Source organism: Micromonospora sp. WMMD1102, assembly GCF_029626265.1.
Taxonomy (GTDB): domain Bacteria; phylum Actinomycetota; class Actinomycetes; order Mycobacteriales; family Micromonosporaceae; genus Plantactinospora.
In genome coordinates this window covers 544,226-561,139 of record NZ_JARUBN010000001.1, presented here as the reverse complement: position 1 = coordinate 561,139, position 16,914 = coordinate 544,226, and the positions used below count along the sequence as shown (strand labels likewise).

At 74.7% G+C, this 16,914-nt stretch carries 14 protein-coding genes and 1 pseudogene; 4 read left to right on the top strand and 11 right to left on the bottom strand.

Annotated features, from left to right (window positions below):
- Positions 1 to 119: 119 nt before the first annotated feature.
- Positions 120 to 1,097: a MoxR family ATPase gene (locus tag O7626_RS02760; RefSeq protein ID WP_278066039.1), complete on the top strand. Its 978-nt coding sequence runs from the start codon at positions 120 to 122 to the stop codon at positions 1,095 to 1,097.
- Between the two features lie 115 nt (positions 1,098 to 1,212).
- A complete protein-coding gene (locus tag O7626_RS02755; RefSeq protein WP_278058911.1) occupies positions 1,213 to 2,523 on the top strand; it encodes a DUF58 domain-containing protein in 1,311 nt (436 codons plus the stop codon).
- A 113-nt stretch (positions 2,524 to 2,636) separates the two neighbouring features.
- On the opposite strand, the gene O7626_RS02750 is transcribed toward O7626_RS02755, so the two are convergent.
- Positions 2,637 to 3,605 (bottom strand): stage II sporulation protein M, encoded by a 969-nt coding sequence (locus O7626_RS02750; protein ID WP_278058909.1) that lies wholly within the window; start codon positions 3,603 to 3,605, stop codon positions 2,637 to 2,639.
- 42 nt (positions 3,606 to 3,647) lie between these two features.
- On the opposite strand from O7626_RS02750, the gene O7626_RS02745 reads away from it, so the two are divergent.
- Positions 3,648 to 4,724, top strand: a complete 1,077-nt coding sequence (locus tag O7626_RS02745) for an RDD family protein (RefSeq protein ID WP_278058907.1) — start codon at positions 3,648 to 3,650, stop codon at positions 4,722 to 4,724.
- Complete coding sequence (locus O7626_RS02740) at positions 4,721 to 4,867, top strand: hypothetical protein (protein ID WP_278058905.1); 147 nt, start codon at positions 4,721 to 4,723, stop codon at positions 4,865 to 4,867. The genes O7626_RS02745 and O7626_RS02740 overlap by 4 nt, the downstream gene beginning before the upstream one ends.
- A gap of 101 nt (positions 4,868 to 4,968) precedes the next feature.
- Here O7626_RS02740 and ahcY read toward each other — a convergent pair whose 3' ends face one another.
- The 10 genes and pseudogenes from ahcY to O7626_RS02690 form a co-directional block, all read right to left on the bottom strand.
- Positions 4,969 to 6,468, bottom strand: coding sequence for an adenosylhomocysteinase (gene ahcY, locus O7626_RS02735; protein ID WP_278058902.1), 1,500 nt, complete (start codon positions 6,466 to 6,468; stop codon positions 4,969 to 4,971).
- Positions 6,469 to 6,902: 434 nt separating this feature from the next.
- Entirely contained in the window at positions 6,903 to 8,081 is a 1,179-nt protein-coding gene (gene manA, locus O7626_RS02730; protein WP_278058901.1) for a mannose-6-phosphate isomerase, class I, read from the bottom strand.
- A gap of 4 nt (positions 8,082 to 8,085) precedes the next feature.
- Complete coding sequence (locus tag O7626_RS02725; protein WP_278058899.1) at positions 8,086 to 9,054, bottom strand: cation diffusion facilitator family transporter; 969 nt, start codon at positions 9,052 to 9,054, stop codon at positions 8,086 to 8,088.
- 67 nt (positions 9,055 to 9,121) lie between these two features.
- The gene (locus O7626_RS02720; RefSeq protein ID WP_278058897.1) at positions 9,122 to 10,315 is read right to left on the bottom strand and encodes an SIS domain-containing protein; all 1,194 of its coding nucleotides are present in this window, start codon (positions 10,313 to 10,315) and stop codon (positions 9,122 to 9,124) included.
- A gap of 152 nt (positions 10,316 to 10,467) precedes the next feature.
- Positions 10,468 to 10,641 (bottom strand): annotated as a pseudogene (locus O7626_RS02715) (Trm112 family protein); the annotation flags it as partial.
- Positions 10,642 to 10,708: 67 nt separating this feature from the next.
- Positions 10,709 to 12,094, bottom strand: a complete 1,386-nt coding sequence (locus O7626_RS02710) for a phosphomannomutase/phosphoglucomutase (protein WP_278058894.1) — start codon at positions 12,092 to 12,094, stop codon at positions 10,709 to 10,711.
- A gap of 199 nt (positions 12,095 to 12,293) precedes the next feature.
- Entirely contained in the window at positions 12,294 to 13,559 is a 1,266-nt protein-coding gene (locus tag O7626_RS02705) for a hypothetical protein (protein WP_278058892.1), read from the bottom strand.
- A 182-nt stretch (positions 13,560 to 13,741) separates the two neighbouring features.
- The gene (locus O7626_RS02700; RefSeq protein ID WP_278066038.1) at positions 13,742 to 14,404 is read right to left on the bottom strand and encodes an endonuclease V; all 663 of its coding nucleotides are present in this window, start codon (positions 14,402 to 14,404) and stop codon (positions 13,742 to 13,744) included.
- Positions 14,405 to 14,448: 44 nt separating this feature from the next.
- The gene (locus tag O7626_RS02695) at positions 14,449 to 15,912 is read right to left on the bottom strand and encodes an aldehyde dehydrogenase family protein (RefSeq protein ID WP_278058890.1); all 1,464 of its coding nucleotides are present in this window, start codon (positions 15,910 to 15,912) and stop codon (positions 14,449 to 14,451) included.
- A gap of 166 nt (positions 15,913 to 16,078) precedes the next feature.
- Positions 16,079 to 16,804 carry a MerR family transcriptional regulator gene (locus O7626_RS02690; RefSeq protein WP_278058888.1) on the bottom strand — a complete coding sequence of 242 codons (726 nt, stop codon included), beginning with the start codon at positions 16,802 to 16,804 and terminating at the stop codon, positions 16,079 to 16,081.
- Positions 16,805 to 16,914: the final 110 nt, after the last annotated feature.

Here is a 16,914-nt window from a genome sequence, read left to right as displayed (position 1 = left end):
CAGCCGGAACCACAGACCCGCGCTACGCCGCCGTGCCCTACCCGGCGCCGGCCCAAGCGGCCCATGGCGGCAGCGGCCCGATCCAAGGCGGCAGCTGCCCGGTCCAGAGTGACAGCGGCCTGGTCCAGGGCGGCGGTCCGGGGCACGCCGACGAGGCCCGGGCCGCGCTGCACCGGTTGCGTACCGAGGTCGCCAAGGCCGTGGTCGGGCAGGACGCCGTGGTCACCGGGATGGTGATCGCGCTGCTCTGCCGGGGGCACGTGCTGCTGGAGGGCGTGCCAGGGGTGGCCAAGACGCTGCTGGTGCGGACCATCGCGGCCGCCCTCGACCTGGACTCGAAGCGGCTCCAGTTCACCCCGGACCTGATGCCCGGCGACGTCACCGGGTCGTTGATCTTCGACCCGCGCACCGCCGCCTTCACCTTCCGGGAGGGGCCGGTCTTCACCAACCTGCTGCTCGCCGACGAGATCAACCGGACGCCGCCGAAGACCCAGGCCGCGCTCCTGGAGGTGATGGAGGAGCGGCAGGTCTCGGTGGAGGGGAACCGCCGGCCGCTCCCGGACCCGTTCATCGTGGCCGCCACACAGAACCCGGTCGAGTACGAGGGCACCTATCCGCTCCCCGAGGCACAGCTCGACCGCTTTCTGCTGCACCTGACGATGCCGCTGCCGAACCGGGACGAGGAACTGGGCGTACTCCGGGCGCACCACGCCGGCTTCGACCCGCGCGAACTGGCCGCCGCCGGGGTACGCCCGGTGGCCAGCCCGGCCGACCTGGCGCTGGCCCGCGCGGCGGTCAGCCGGGTCGGTGTCGCCGAGAGCGTGCTCGGCTACCTCGTGGACCTGTGTCGGGCCACCCGGGCCGCGCCCGCACTCGAACTCGGCGCCTCGCCCAGGGGCGCGATCGCGCTGCTGGTCACCGCGAAGGCGTGGGCCTGGCTGGCCGGGCGGGACCACGTCACCCCGGACGACGTCAAGGCGATCGCCCGGCCCACCCTGCGGCACCGGCTGCGGCTGCGGCCGGAGGCCGAACTGGAGGGCGTCACCACCCGGTCGGTGCTGGACGCGGTGCTCAACACCGTGCCGACACCCCGATGACGGACGACCGACACGACGACCGGACAGCCGACGCGACGACGGGACGGGCGGCACGATGACGGGACGGGCGGCACGATGACGGGACAGCCGGCACGATGACGGAACGAGCGGCACGATGACGGGACGGGCGGCGGTGCTGCTCGGCGCGGGCGCGCTGACCCTGCCGCTCTGGCCGGCGCCGTGGCTCGGCGTGCTGGTGATGTCCGGTGCGGTGCTGGTGCTCACCGTCTTCGACTGGTGGCTGGCCGCCCCGCCCGGCGCGGTCGAGGCGAGCCGGGACGGCGACCGGGCTGTCCGGCTCGGCGACACCGCCACCGTCACGCTGCGGCTGCACAACACCTCGGACCGGCCGCTGCGGGCTGTCCTCCGGGACGCCTGGGTGCCGTCCGCCGGGGCCCGCTTCGACTTCCCCGGCGCCCCGGCGGTACGCGTCGAGCCCGGTGACCGGGTGGAGCTGCCCAGCCGGCTGACCCCGACCCGGCGCGGTGACCGGCCGGCGCTGCGGCTGACGCTGCGCTCGTACGGGCCGCTGGGGCTGGCGTTCCGGCAGCGGGCCGGGCGGCCGTCGACTCCGGAGTGGACGTTGCGGGTGCTGCCCCGGTTCGAGTCCCGGCGGCACCTGCCGGAGAAGCTGGCCCGGCTGCGGATCATCGACGGGACCGAGGTGGCCCGGGGGCGGGGCCAGGGCACCGAGTTCGACACCCTGCGCGAGTACGTGGTCGGCGACGACGTGCGCTCGGTCGACTGGCGGGCCAGCGCCCGGCGGGCCGACGTGCTGGTCCGGACCTGGCGGCCGGAGCGGGACCGGCGGGTGGTCTGCGTACTCGACACCGGACGGACCAGCGCGGTACGCGTCGGCGACGAGCCCCGGCTGGACGCCGCGATCGACGCCGCCCTGCTGTTGGCGGCGCTCGCCTCCCGGGCCGGCGACCGGGTCGACCTGCTGGCCGTGGACAGCGCGGTCCGGGTGGCGTTGACCGGCGGTGCCCAGTCGACGCTGCTGGCCCGGCTTGTCGACGCGCTCGCCCCGCTCCAGCCGAACCTGGTGGAGACCGACTTCGACCTGGTCGCCGGGGAGATCCTCCGGCGCGAGCGACAGCGCTCGGTGGTGGTGCTCTTCACCGCCCTGGAACCGGGTGCCCTGGGCGAGGGGCTGCTGCCGGTGCTGCCCCGGCTGGCCGCCCGGCACCGGGTGATCGTCGCGTCGGTGCACGATCCGGTGCTGACCGAGCTGACCACCCGGACACCGGTTCGGGTCGAGGACGCCTACGCGGCGGCGGCGGCCTGGCGGGCGCTCGGCGACCGGGACCGGGTACGCGCGGCGCTGGCCCGGCACGGGGTGACCGTGGTGGACGCCCCGGCCGACCGGCTGGCGCCGGCGGTCACCGACACCTACCTGCGGCTCAAGGCCCTCGGCCAACTCTGAGCCGCCCCGCCCACCAGGCAGTGGCCCGCCCCGCCCACCGGCCAGTGGCCAGTGGCCCGGCGACCGGCCTGGTGGCCCCGCCCACCGGGTCAGGCTTGCCGCGCCACCCGCGATCACGCCGCGGCGACCCGGTCGGTTCTCTCCCGCAGCGCCGCCCGGCGGCCGAAGTAGCCGACGTAACCGAGGAAGCCGAGCCAGGCGAGCACGCCGATGCCGACCCGGATCCCGGTCGGGACCGCCGCCGGGGTGACGAACGCCTCGATGAGCCCGGCGACCGCGAAGAGCCCCACCAGGCCGACCGCGACCCCGACACCGGCACGACCGGCCCGGGCCACCGCCTGGCCCCGGGTCAGTTCGGGCGGCGGCGCGATCCAGGACCAGCCGATCCGCAGGCCGACGCCGGCCGCCACGAAGATCCCGGTCAGCTCCAGCAGGCCGTGCGGCGTGATCATGCTGAAGAAGACGTCGGTACGGCCGTAGGCGGCGAGCACCCCGCCGGTCACGCCGATGTTCAGGGCGTTGTGCCACAGCAGGTAGAAGACCGGCAGCACCAGGATGCCGGAGGCGAGGCAGCGGGCGGCGACCCAGGCGTTGTGCGTCCACAGTTGGAAGGCGAAGCTCGGTGCGGAGTACTCGCTGTAGTAGCCGACGAACCGGGCCTCGAACGCCTCGGCCGCCGCGTCCTCGCCGATGAGCGCGGCGGCGGTCTCCGGATGCCCGGCCGTCCAGTACATCAGGAAGCCGGCGACCAGCACGAACCCGGCGCCGACGGCGGAGCACCACGGCCAGGCCCGGTAGACGGCCAGCGGGAAGCCGGTGGAGAAGAACCGGCCGACCGCCGCCCAGGAGAATCCGGTCCGGCCGGCCAGCCTGCCCCGGGCGGCCAGCACCAGTTGGGAGAGCCGGGCGACCAGCACCGGATCGGGTGACCGGCTGCGCACCACCGACAGGTGCGTGGCGGCCCGCTGGTAGAGGGCGATCAGCTCGTCGGCCTCGTCGGCGTCGAGCCGGTACCGTCCGGTCAGCTCGGCCAGCCGCCGCCATTCCCGGTCGTGCTCGGCGGTGTACGCGTCGAGATCCAACTCGCTCCTCCAGGGTTCGCGACCATAGTGTTCACTGTGCGGGTGACAGCGCAACCGCCGAAGTCGGCTCCGGGACGGCCGGGCTACCCGACCGGGTACGGCACGGACGCCGGGCTGGTCAGCGGCGAGGCGGTCGAACTGGACATCCGGGCCGCCCGGCTCGGCTCGCGGATGCTGGCGCTGCTCCTCGACGTCCTGGTGCAGTTCACCCTGGCGGTCATCCTGGTCACCTGCGCGGGGATCCTGCTCGACTCCCTGGTCGACTCGGCGGTGCTGGACCGGGCCGCCCTGACCGGGTTGCAGACCGTCGGCGTGGTGCTGCTCCTGGTCGGCTACCCGGTCGCCTGCGAGACCCTCAACTCCGGCCGTACCCTCGGCAAGCTGGCCGTCGGGCTCCGGGTGGTACGCGCCGACGGCGGCCGGGTCGGCTTCCGGCAGGCGATGACCCGCAGCCTGGTCGGGGTCGCGGTGGAGTGGCCCGGACTGGTGCTGCCGCTGCTGACCTGGGCCGTCGGCGTGACGGTGATGCTCACCGATCCCCGGGGACGGCGACTCGGCGACCTGGCCGCCGGCACCCTGGTCATCCACGACCGGAGTCCGGCCGGCACCAACTACCTGCCGACGATGGTCCCGCCGCTGGCCGGCTGGGCGGCAACCCTCGACCTGACCCGGCTGGACGACGACCTGGCGCTGGCCGTACGCCAACTGCTCAGTCGGACCTCGACGCTGACCCGGGACTCCCGCCGCCGGCTGACCCGGTCACTCTGGGCGGAGGTGGCGGCGGTGACCTCACCACCTCCCCCGCCCGGCGTGCCCGAGTGGGCCTACCTGGCCGCCGTACTCGCCGAGCGGCACGCGCGGGCGCGACAGCGGCTGGCGGGCACCCGCTCGGTGGCCGCGACCCTCTGGCCGGAACTCGCCGCACCGGCCACCGACCCCCCGACCCCGGTCCGACCGGCAGCCCCGGTCGCGGCAGTCCCGACCGGCGCGGGCCCGAGCACGGCAGTCCCGACCGGGGTGGTTGCGACACCGGCGGCGCATCCGGTGCTGTCGCAACCGGCACTGGTACGCCCCGCGGCGGTCAGTCCCGCCGCCGAGCCGGAGAGGTCGAGCCGGTGAAGGCGTTCCTGCCCTGGCTCCTGGTGCTGGCGCTGGTGATCGCGCTGAACGCGCTGCGCCTGCGCCCGCTCGCCACGGCGGTGGCGATCGCCTGGCTCGTCTACTGCCTCTGGAGCTGGTTCCGCCCCCGCCGCCGACCCTGACGACCGACGAGCCCGGACCGGCAGTCCCCTGCCGACCCGGGCTCGTCGATCGTCCACCCGGCGGGCCGCCGCACCGGTGATCCGGCGGGCCCACCCGTTGCTCAGTAGCGGTAGTGCTCCGACTTGTACGGCCCCTCGACCGGAATGCCGAGGTAGCTGGCCTGCTCCTTGGTCAGCTCGGTCAGCTTGGCGCCGAGCGCGTCCAGGTGCAGCCGGGCGACCTTCTCGTCCAGGTGCTTCGGCAGCGTGTAGACGCCGACCGGGTACTGGTCGGTCTTGGTGAAGAGCTCGATCTGCGCGATCGTCTGGTTGGCGAACGAGTTCGACATCACGAAGCTCGGGTGCCCGGTGGCGTTGCCCAGGTTCAGCAACCGGCCCTCCGAGAGCACGATGATCGAGTGGCCGTCGTCGAACTGCCAGACGTCCACCTGCGGCTTGATGTTGATCCGCTGCACGTCGGAGCGCTTGGCCAGGCCGGCCATGTCGATCTCGTTGTCGAAGTGGCCGATGTTGCCGACGATCGCCTGGTGCTTCATCCGGGCCATGTGGTCGTTGCGGATCACGTCGAAGCAGCCGGTGGCGGTGATGAAGATGTCGGCGGTCTCCACCACGTCGTCCAGGGTGGCGACCTGGTAGCCGTCCATCGCGGCCTGGAGCGCGCAGATCGGGTCGACCTCGGTGACGATCACCCGGGCACCCTGGCCACGCAGCGACTCCGCGCAGCCCTTGCCGACGTCGCCGTAGCCGAGCACGACCGCGGTCTTGCCGCCGATCAGCACGTCGGTGGCCCGGTTGATGCCGTCGATCAGCGAGTGGCGGCAGCCGTACTTGTTGTCGAACTTGCTCTTGGTGACCGAGTCGTTGACGTTGATGGCCGGGAAGAGCAGCGTGCCGTTCTGCTGCATCTCGTAGAGCCGGTGCACGCCGGTGGTGGTCTCCTCGGTGACGCCCTTGATGCCGGCGGCGACCCGGGTCCAGCGCTGGCCGTCCTGAGCGAGCGAGCGGTGCAGCAGGTCAAGGATGACCGCGTACTCCTCGGAGTCGGCGCTCTCCACCGGCGGCACCGCGCCGGCCGCCTCGAACTGGGCGCCCCGGTGCACCAGCAGGGTGGCGTCACCGCCGTCGTCGAGGATCATGTTCGGCGCCTGGCCGTCCGGCCAGAGCAGCACCTGCTCGGTGCACCACCAGTACTCTTCGAGGGTCTCGCCCTTCCAGGCGTAGACCGGGACCCCGGACGGGGCGTCGGGGGTGCCGTCCGGCCCGACCACGATCGCGGCGGCCGCGTGGTCCTGGGTGGAGAAGATGTTGCACGAGGCCCAGCGGACCTGGGCGCCGAGTGCCACCAGGGTCTCGATGAGCACGGCGGTCTGGATCGTCATGTGCAGCGAGCCGGTGATCCGGGCACCGCGCAGCGGCTGCTCGGCGGCGTACTCGCGACGGATCGACATCAGGCCGGGCATCTCGTGCTCGGCGAGGCGGATCTCCTTGCGCCCGAACTCGGCGAGCGAGAGGTCCGCCACCTTGTAGTCGCCCTCGGCGACAGAGCCGGGGCGGGACGCGGCGGACGAACCACCCGCGGTTGCCGGGAGAGTGCTGGTCATGAAGGCTCCTGTCGTACGGTCTGCGGCGCGACTCTCCACGTTACGCCCCGGGCGTACGGCGACGGACCCCGGCCGGGTCGCAAACTGGACAGAGCGGGGCGGACCGGCGTCACCCGGCTGACCTGACCGCTGGGCCACTGCCGCCGGGACAGCGCACGGGGCGGTCGGTTCCGAGCGGTGTTCCGCCCAGCCTCCGGCCGCCCCGCGCATCCCCCCGGTTTGGTTCCCCGCGCGTGTCTCGGACCTGCGTCACGATAACGCTACGTACTCACAGCGTCACACTGCGCGAAGTTGATGTCAAGCCGATTCGAGATTCCCGCTCACTCGAACCGAGGAAGATCGCGCAGGATCGCGGGAAGAGTCCCCTCGTGCGCCGGCTGAGGCCACCATTTCCGGGAAGTAGTTCGATCTCGCCGGTCGGGGGCGCGCCGGGGTCAGCGTGGGGCGCCGACCGAGGCCAGGTAGAGGTCGCCCTCGCCGGTGACGGTGACGGGGCCGCCGTCGGCCCGGCCGATCGCGGCGCTGCCCTGACCGAGCAGCGTCGAACCGGCGCCGTCGGCCACGGTGACCTCGCCGGCCAGGCAGAGCGCGATCCGGGGACCCCGCAGGTCGAGCCGGGCGGACCGCACCCCGCCGTCGAGGCGTACCCGGTGCAGGGCGAAGTCGTCCACCGGCACCGGCCAGGTGACCACCCCGGGACCGACCGCGACCGGACTGACCACCGGGTCGGCCAGCACCTCGAAGCGGAGTACCCGGAGCAGTTCCCGGACGTCCACGTGCTTCGGGGTCAGCCCGCCACGCAGCACGTTGTCGCTGGCCGCCAGGATCTCCACCCCGGCACCGTGCAGGTAGGCGTGCAGGTTGCCGGCCGGCATCCAGATCGCCTCGCCCGGGGCCAGGCTGACGTGGTTGAGCAGCAGCGCGACGAGTACCCCCGGGTCCGCCGGATAGCGTCCGGCCAGGTCCCGGGCCAGCTCGACCGAGCCGGCGAACTGCTCGCCGACCTCCGCCGCCAGCACCGCCGCGACCAGCCCAGCCCGCTCGGACGACGGCCAGGTGAGCAGGGTACGCACCGCCGCCGGCAACCCGTCGACGCCACCGCGCAGCGCGGCGACCACCGGCGCCAACGCGGGTACCCCGAACGCGTCGAGCAGGTCCGCCGAGTGCTTCGGGTCGCGGAATCCGCACAGCGCCCGGAACGGCGAGACCGCGACAAGCATCTCCGGCTTGTGGTACGGGTCGACGTAGTTGCGGTGGGTCAGCTCCGGGTCGGTCGTCTCGGCCGCGTATCCGGCCCGGGCCTGCTCGGCGTCCGGGTGCGCCTGCAACGACAGCGGCGCCTCCGGAGCCAGCACCTTGAGCAGGAACGGCAGCCGCTGCCCGAACCGGTCGACCACGTCGGCGCCGAGCCAGCGACCCGGGTCCTCGGCGAACGCGTCGACCAGGTTCCGTGGCGCCCCGTCCCGCTCCAGTGTGGAGGGATCGCCGGGGTGGGCGCCGAGCCAGAGTTCCGCCTCGGGGCCGTCGCTCGGCACCGGGCGGCTCTGCAACCGGGCCAGGACGGTCCGCGACCCCCACGCGTAGTCGCGGATCCGACCGTGCAGCGGCTCCACCTGCTCAAACCTCCTTGAGTTCCGGGACCCCGTCGGCGGGCTGCTCGGCGGTGCGGTAGATATCCGGTTCCAGGTAGATCACCCGGGCGATCGGCACCGAGTTGCGGATCCGCGCCTCGACAGTGTTGATCCCCTCGGCCAGTTCGGCCGCCGAGGCGTACGGCCGGACCGCGACCTTGGCCGCGACCAGCAGCTCCTCCGGCCCCAGGTGCAGGGTCTTCATGTGGATGATCCGCTCGACCTCGGACCCCTCGGTGATCGCCTGCTCGATCCGGCGGACCTCGTCCGGGTTGGCCGCCTCGCCGAGCAGCAGGCTGCGGGTCTCGATCGCCAGGATGCCCGCGATGGCCACCAGCAGGATGCCGATCGCGGCTGTCCCGGCCGCGTCCCAGTAGCCGTTGTCGGTGATCAGGGTCATCGAGACGCCGACCAGGGCGAAGACCAGACCGAGCAGCGCGCCCAGGTCCTCCAGCAGCACCACCGGTAGCTCCGGGGCCTTGGCCCGGCGGACGAACTGTGTCCAGGACGCCTTGCCCCGGACCGCGTTCGACTCCACGATCGCGGTCCGGAACGAGAACGACTCCAGGATGATCGCGACCACCAGCACGACGACCGGCAACCACTGCCAGGACTCGATCCCACCCGGGTGTATCCGCTGCTCGTGCCACTTGTGGTACGCCTCGTAGAGCGCGAAGAGGCCGCCGAGGCTGAACAGCACGATCGAGACGATGAACGCGTAGATGTAGCGCTCCCGGCCGTACCCGAAGGGGTGTTCCGGGGTGGCCCGGCGGCGGGCCCGGCGCCCGCCGAGCAGCAGCAGCGCCTGGTTGCCGGAGTCGGCGACCGAGTGGATCGACTCCGCCAGCATCGACGACGAGCCACTCAGCGCGAAGGCGACGAACTTGGTGACCGCGATGCCGAGGTTGGCCAGCAGCGCGGCGACGATCGCCTTGGTGCCGCCGCTCGCGCTCACGACCGGCCCCCCGCCGGATCGGCCGGAGCCGGTGCCACGGCGGCGCCGGCCCGGGTGTTCTGCTCGGTCACGGGTTCGCAAGCTCCTTCATTTCGGTGATCGCCGGTACGGCCATCGGGTCGAGGCCGTGCGCCAGCGCCAGGTAGATCGACGCGAAGTCGGGTACGGCGACCAGCGAGGCGAGCCGCTCCAGCGCGGAACCACCCTCGGCGGTCACCACGTCGCAGCGCACCCCGCGCCGCTCGGCGAGAGTCTGCACCGCGTCGGCCCGGCGCTCCTCCACCACCAGCGGCTCGTCGGTGTCGTCCTCGGCGTTCAGGCCGCCGTCGCGGAGCAGCACCAGCCGCAGCCGGGTACCGCTCGGCTCGTCGTCCGGATCGGCGAAGATGTCCCGGCTCGACTCGCCGAGACCGCCGAAGACCCCGTCCAGCAGGCCGACCCGGCCCCGGCCGGCCTCGCCGAGTGCCCCGGCCACCACCGGGTAACGGGCGTTCGCCGAGAGGGTGTCGCCGAACCGCCGGGCGGCGGCGGTGGCCAGCGGCGACGAGCCCCAGACGATCGGCACCGAGCCGGCCAGGCCCAGCGCCAGCGACTTCGCCGGGTTGACGAACGACTCGGCGGACGGGCGGCACCGGTCGGCGTCCGCGTCCAGCCGGGCCGCCGTCTCGGCCAGGTCCGCCTCGTTCACCTTGACCAGGCCGAGCGCGCGGGCGGCCAGCAGCACCGGCACGGTCAGCGCCCAGAGGCTGGCCCGGGCCGGCGCCCGGCGGGGGACCGGGACGAACGGGGCGCGGACTCCCTCGGCCACCGACTGGAGCTGCGAGTCGGGTGCGCCGACGGCGACCAGCCGGGCCCCGCGCCGGGCGGCGGCCTCGGCCGCGCCGAGCGCCTCGGGACTGCGCCCGGAGGCGCTGACCGCGATCACCACGTCCGCCGCGCCGACCCAGCCGGGCACCCCGGCGCTGCGGTGCTGGATCACCGGGACCGGGCAGCGCGGCCCGGCGACGGTGGCCAGCACCTCCCCGGTACGCGCTGCGGTGCCGATGCCGGCGATCACCACCGCCCGGGGGCGGCCCTCGTCGGCCAGCGCCCCGAGGTTGGCCTCGGCGGCCAGTGCGGCCGACTCCCGCACCTGGGCACCGCCCGAGGCGGTGTGCCGGAGCATCCCGCCCGGGTCGCTCTCGTTCATCGCCGCGACGTCGTCGAGCAGCGCCTCGTCGGCGACCGCGCGACCGCGCAGACCGGCCGTACCGTCCATCACCGCTGGTCCGCGCTGCCGCCGGGGACCGCGTCCGGGCCGCCGGGGGCGAGTGCCGAACCGGCCGCCGGGGCGACAGCCGAGCCCTGCGCACCGCTCGCCGGTGCGGCGGCGGAGACGTCCGCCGGGCCGGCCGCGGCCGGACCTCCGGCAGCCGCCGGGCCGCCGCGCGCCTCGTCCAGCAGCAGCACCGGCACGTCGTCGCGTACGTCGAAGATCCGCGCGCACTCGGTGCAGGTCAGGGTCTGCGCCGCCGGGTCGTAGTCCAGCGGTGCGTGATGGGTGTCCGGGCAGGCCAGGATCTCCAGCAACTGCGGGTCGAGGGCCACCGTGCGGCTCCTTCCACTCCTCGGGCGACAGGTCGGTACGCCGGGTCTCCGACCAGCGCGATGGATCTTATCGGCGAACCAGTCCGAGCACCTCGTCGCGGAGCGTCACCATCCGGTCCGGGGTGGGCGCCTCGACGTTCAGCCGCAGCAGCGGCTCGGTGTTGGACGGGCGCAGGTTGACCCAGGCGCCGTCCGGGAAGCGCAGCGTCAACCCGTCCAGCTCGTCGGTCTCGGCGTCCGGGTAGGCCGCCCGAACCTCGGCGAGCTTGGCCCGCTGGTCCGGTACCGTCGAGTTGATCTCGCCGGAGGCGGCGTACCGCTCGTACGCCCGGCCGAGTTCCGAGAGCGGGCCGTCCTGCTCGCCGAGCGCCGCCAGCAGGTGCATCGCGGCCAGCATGCCGGTGTCGGCGAACCAGAAGTCCCGGAAGTAGTAGTGCGCCGAGTGCTCGCCGCCGAAGGCCGCGTTGGTGCGGGCCATCTCGGCCTTGATGAAGGAGTGCCCCACCCGGCTGCGCACCGGGTCGCCGCCGTGCTCCCGGACGATCTCCGGCACCGCGCTGGAGGTGATCAGGTTGTGGATGATCGCCGCGCCGGGGTGCTTGGCCAGCTCGCGTACGGCCACCAGGGCGGTGATCGCCGACGGGGAGACCGGTTCACCCCGCTCGTCGACCACGAAACAGCGGTCGGCGTCGCCGTCGAAGGCGAGCCCGAGGTCGGCGCCGTGCTCGCGTACCGCCGCCTGGAGGTCGACCAGGTTCGCCGGGTCGAGCGGGTTCGCCTCGTGGTTGGGGAAGGAGCCGTCGAGTTCGAAGTAGAGCGGAACGATCTCCAGCGGCAGCGCCGGCAGGACGGTGTCGCCGAGCACCGCCGGTGCGGTGTGCCCGCCCATCCCGTTGCCGGCGTCGATGACCACCTTCAGCGGGCGGATGCCGGTCAGGTCGACCAGGGTGCGCAGGTGGGCGGCGTACGCCGGCAGCAGGTCGCGGTGTTCGAGCGGCGGCAGCGGCTCGTCGGCCGCCCGGGTCTCGCCCTTGTCCAGCATCGCCTGGGCCCGGTCGCGCAGCTCGGCCAGCCCGGTGTCCTGGCCGATCGGCCGGGCGCCGGAGCGGCACATCTTGATCCCGTTGTAGCCGGCCGGGTTGTGGCTGGCGGTGAACATCGCACCGGGCAGGTCGAGGCTGCCGGAGGCGTAGTAGAGCAGGTCCGTGCTGCCCAGGCCGAGGTGGAGCACCCCGAGCCCCTCGGCCCGGACCCCGGCGGCGAACGCGGCGGCCAGCCCCGGCGACGAGTCCCGCATGTCGTGCGCGACGGCAACGGTCCCGGCCGGTTCCCCGGAAGTGCGCAGGAGTTGCGCGAAGGCCGCGCCCAACGCCTCGGCGGCCCGCTCGTCCCACTGCTCGGGCACCGTGCCCCGGACGTCGTACGCCTTGACGATTGCGGACAAATCAGACAAAATCCCGCCCCTCGGTCGGCCACTCGGTCAACGGCCTGAGCGTATCGGAGCCAGGCCCCGCGCCCTGCCCCAAGGCGATCCGCCAACCGCGAACAACCCCCGCCACCCCCACCGACCTCCCCCGGCACCCCGACACGCCGCCACCCTGCGGGTGCTGCCGGGGGCAGCGCCGTGGGCGGCAGCGCCGTGGGCGGCGGGATCAGCGCGGCGGGCGGCGGGAGGGCGGCAGGATCAGGGTGGCGTCGGGTCCACCGGTCGAGGGCGGGTCCGCCGGTGCGCCCGCGTCCGGTCCCGTCTGCTCGGCCGGCACCCCGGCGGGATCGACCGAGCCGGCCCGACGCGGCGGCACCGGGGCGGCATCGGCCGGCCGGGACGGGGTCGTCCCACGCGGTCGCCGCGGGGTCGTCGCCGAGACGGGCAGGATCAGCGTCTGGTCGCCGCCGGCCACCCCACCCGGCGCGACCTGACCGGGCACGGCGGGCGGTGAGGCTGGAGCGGGCGTGGCGGGCTGCGGGAGTGGCCCGGGAGCGGTGGCCGGCGGCGGGCCGGCCGGCAGCGTCGCACTGCGGAAGACCGGGCCGGCCGGGGGGATCCGGGTCGTCGGGTCCGCACCGGTCGGCGGGATCCGGGTGGTCGGCTCCGCGCCGAGCAGGACGATCCGGGCGGTCTGTTCGGCGCCGGTCGGATCGGCGGCAGCGGCGGACGGCATACCGGCTCGGGCCCGCTCCGCCCGGCTGCGGCGGACCAGCAGCACGATCAGGGCGATGCCGATCCCGACCATGACCACGCCGACCACCATCACCATGCCGCCGAGCCCGAGCGACCCGCCGGAGTCCTCGGCGGCGGCCGGCCGCACCGGCAGCGCCGCCGCGACCTCCTGACTCGGCTCGGCCTCCGCCGCCTCGGTGGCCTGCGGGGTCGCCGACGCAGTCACCAGACCGGGGGTACGCTGCGGGGCCTTCCCGGTCCGTCCGGTCACCCGGGCCGCGTCGCCGCCCCGGCCGAGCAGCCGGCCGCCCGCCGCGTACGCCTCGGCGACCAGCGTGACCCGACCGCCCGGCACCCCCTCGGCCAGGTTCACCCGGTAGCGGCTGGAGACGTTCTTCCGGGCGCACAGTTCGGGCCGCTGCGGGGCGGTGCGTTCCGTGACGAACAGCCCGTCCCCGGCCGCCGAGACCGGCACCCGCCGCCAGTCGCGGCCGGCGGGGACCCGCACCTCGACCCGGTCGGCGGTCAGCCCCGGCAGCTGCACGGCGAGCGCGGTGCGGACGTTCACGCAGTCGCCGCCGCGCATCGAGACGTTCACCGTCACCGAGGCCGCCGAGCCGCCCGCGCTTATCGAGTTCGGCGCGCGCACCTTCACCTGTTCGCCCTCGGCCCGGGCCGGGGCGGGTGCGAGTGCCACCGCCGCACCGGCCAGCAGGCCGACGGTTCCCAGCCAGGTCGCGCCACGCCGTACCGACATGTTTACCTCGCTCGTCGCAGTGCAAGATCAGGGCACAGGCTACCGGTGTGCCGGCAACCGTCCTCTCTTCTGCCCGGCCGGCCCCGCGCCGAATCCTCGGCCGGTGGCCGGAGGTGAGCTTCCCGCGCCCGGAAGCGAGCCGAGGCCCCGCACCGTGAAACCCCGACGGATCTGCCGCACCGTCACACCCCGACGGATCTGCGCAGCTCGGCCCGGCATGCCCGGTCGGCCTGCCGGGTGGTCTCCGGCAGCCGGTATCGGGGGGTCAGCCGGAGCACCTGGGCGCAGGCGTTCGCCACCCCCATCCGGTGCCCGACCGAGACGAAGACCGGCTTGACGCCGTCCCGGGTCCGCAACACCCGGCCGACCTCGTCGGTGCCGTCCCGCAGCGGGGTCCAGGAGCCGCGCCGCCGGTCCGGCTCGGCCCAGGAGCCGACCAGCGGAGTCTTTCCGACGCCGATCGCCGGGCGGTCGGTGAGCACACCCAGGTGGCAGGCGAGCCCGAACCGGCGCGGATGGGCCAGCCCGTGTCCGTCGCAGACCAGCAGCTCCGGCTCGACGGTCAGCCGGGCGAGCGCGGCGAGCAGGGCGGGCAGTTCCCGGAAGGCGAAGAGCCCGGGTACGTAGTCGAAGGCGGCCCGGCCGGTGACCACCGCCGTGTCCAGTACCGCCAGGGTGGCCGTGTCCAGCACGGTCACGGCGGCGGCGAGCCGGTCGCCGTCCTCGGCGTACGCGACGTCGAGTCCGGCCACCGTGCGGGGTGCGGCCGGCCCCGGCCCGGTCAGGTCGGCCAGTGGACGCAGCCGGTCCTGCACCGCCACCGCCTCGGCGACGGTGCCCGGGATCTCGACGGTGGCGGAAACGGTGGACAGGGCCGGCGGCCGGTCGGTCACCACTCGATCCCGCTCAGCACCAGCACCCGGGACTCGGTGTAGTCCTGCATCGCGCTGCGTACCCCCTCCCGGCCGACGCCACTGCCCTTCGTCCCGCCGTACGGCATCTGGTCGGCCCGGTACGACGGCACGTCACCGACGATCACCCCACCGACCCGCAGCGCCCGGTACGCCGCGAACGCCGTCTCCAGGCGATGTGTGAAGATCCCGGCCTGCAACCCGTACGTCGAGTCGTTGACGGCGGCGAACCCGGCCGCGTCGTCCGGCACCGGCGCCACCACCAGGACCGGCCCGAAGACCTCCTCGGTGTTCACCCGGCAGCCCGGCGGCACCCCGGTCAGCACGGTCGGGGCGTAGCTGGCGCCGTCCCGCCTACCGCCCAGTTCGACGGCGGCGCCGGCCGCGACGGCCTCGTCCACCCAGCTCTCCACCCGGCGGGCGGCGGCCTCGTCGACAAGTGGCCCGACCTCGGTCGCCTCGTCCGCCGGGTCCCCGGTGGCCAGCCCGGCGACCGCCGCGACCAGCCGGGGCAGGAAGGCGTCGAGCAGCCACTCGTGCACGAAGACCCGCTGCACCGCGATGCAGCTCTGCCCGGCCTGGTAGTTGCCGAAGGTGGCGATCCGGCGCGCGGCGTGGTCGAGGTCGTCGGTGCCGGCCCAGTCCGCGCAGACCAGCGCGGCGGCGTTGCCGCCCAGTTCGAGGGTCACGTGCTTCTCCGGGACCGAGCGCCGGATCGCGGTGCCGACCGGCCCGGAACCGGTGAACGAGACCACCGGCAGCCGGGGGTCGCGGACCAGGTCGCCGGTCCGGTCGTTCGGTAGCGGGAGCACCGAGACCAGCCCGGCCGGCAGCCCGGTGCCGGGGCCGTCCGGCTCGGTCACCTCGGCCAGCAGCTCGCCGAGGAGCAGCGCGGTCAGCGGGGTGGCCGGGGCTGGCTTGACGACGATCGGCGCCCCGACCGCGAGTGCCGGGGCGACCTTGTGCGCCACCAGGTTGACCGGAAAGTTGAACGGGGTGATGCCGAGCACCGGGCCCCGGGGCAGTCGGCCCACCAGGGCGAGCCGGCCCTCGCCGGTCGGTTCGGTGTCCAGTCGCTGCACCTCGCCGGACCAGCGCCGGGCCTCCTCGGCGGCCCACCGGAAGGTGGCTACCGCGCGGTCCACCTCGGCCCTGGCCCACCTGACCGGCTTGCCGCTTTCGGCGGTGACCAGCCGGGCGATCTCCTCGGCCCGCTCGCCGAGCCGCCGGGAGACGTGGTCGAGGGCGCCGGCCCGGACGTGCGCGGGCAGCGAGGCGGCCCGGTCCGCCACCGCCGCCGCGGCGGCCACCGCCGCCTCGACCTGCTCCGGATCGGCGAAACTGGTCCGGCCGACCTCCCGGCCGTCGTACGGATGCCGGACCACCAGCGGGTCGGCACCCTGCGCCGGCCGGCCGGCGAGGAGGAACGGCACGGACTCCACGCCCGGCAGCCTATCTCCGGGTACCGGCCGACAGCGCACCGCTGGCCGACCAGCCCGAAGCGGAGCCGCGCCCGCCGACCGGCCGCGGCAGCGGCCGAGCCTGCGATCGCGGCAGCGGCCGGGCCGGCGATCGCGGCAGCGGCAGTCGCCCCCAACACGGCAGCCGTCAGTCGGCCGGCGCGTCGGCGGTCAGGTAGTCGTGCAGCCGGCTCGACCCGGCCAGCATCGCGGTGGCCCGCCCGGTCAGCTCCTGCCGGCGGCGGGCCACGGCAGCCCGCAGTGCCGCGGTACTGCCGGTGCGGCGCAGGCCGTCCAGGATCGGCCGGATCTGCGGCAGCAGGTAGCGGCTCCGGCGCAGCATGTGGATCATCTGCGCGTCCCGGATCTCGGCCGGGCCGAACCGGCGGTACCCGGTGCCCGGCTCCCGCTCCGGCACCAGCAGCCCGGCCGCCTCCCAGACCCGCAGCGCGGAGGTACGCACGCCGAGCCGGGCCGCCAGCTCGCCGATCCGCAGCGTCAGCCGGGGTACGGCCGCCGACTCGGTCTGCTGCCCGGCGACCGCCTCCAGCGCGGCGGCGGTCTCGGCGAGCGCCCGCCGCTCCTCGTGCAGCCCCGCGTGACCGGCGTCGACCAGGGCCAGCGCCGACGGCAGGTCCCCGGCGTGCACCGCGTGCATGATCGCCCTGGCCGTCTCCCATCCGTAGCCGGCGGCCAGCGCCCGATAGGTGAGCAGCGCCCGGCGGTGCCGGTCGTCGAACTGGCGGTATCCGGAGGCGCTCCGGGACGCCGGGGGCAGGACCCCGGCGTCGAGATAGTTGCGGACCTGCTGGGTGGAGATGCCGGCCAGTCGGGCGAGGTCGACGGGACGCAGCCGCCGCGGCGCCCCGCTCACCACCGGGCCCCGCCCACCACACGGGCCCTGCCGAGCACACCGCCCCTGCTCACCGGCTGACCCACAGGGCTCCGCCGCCCCGCCCCGGGTCCGCGCACCGGGTTGAGGGT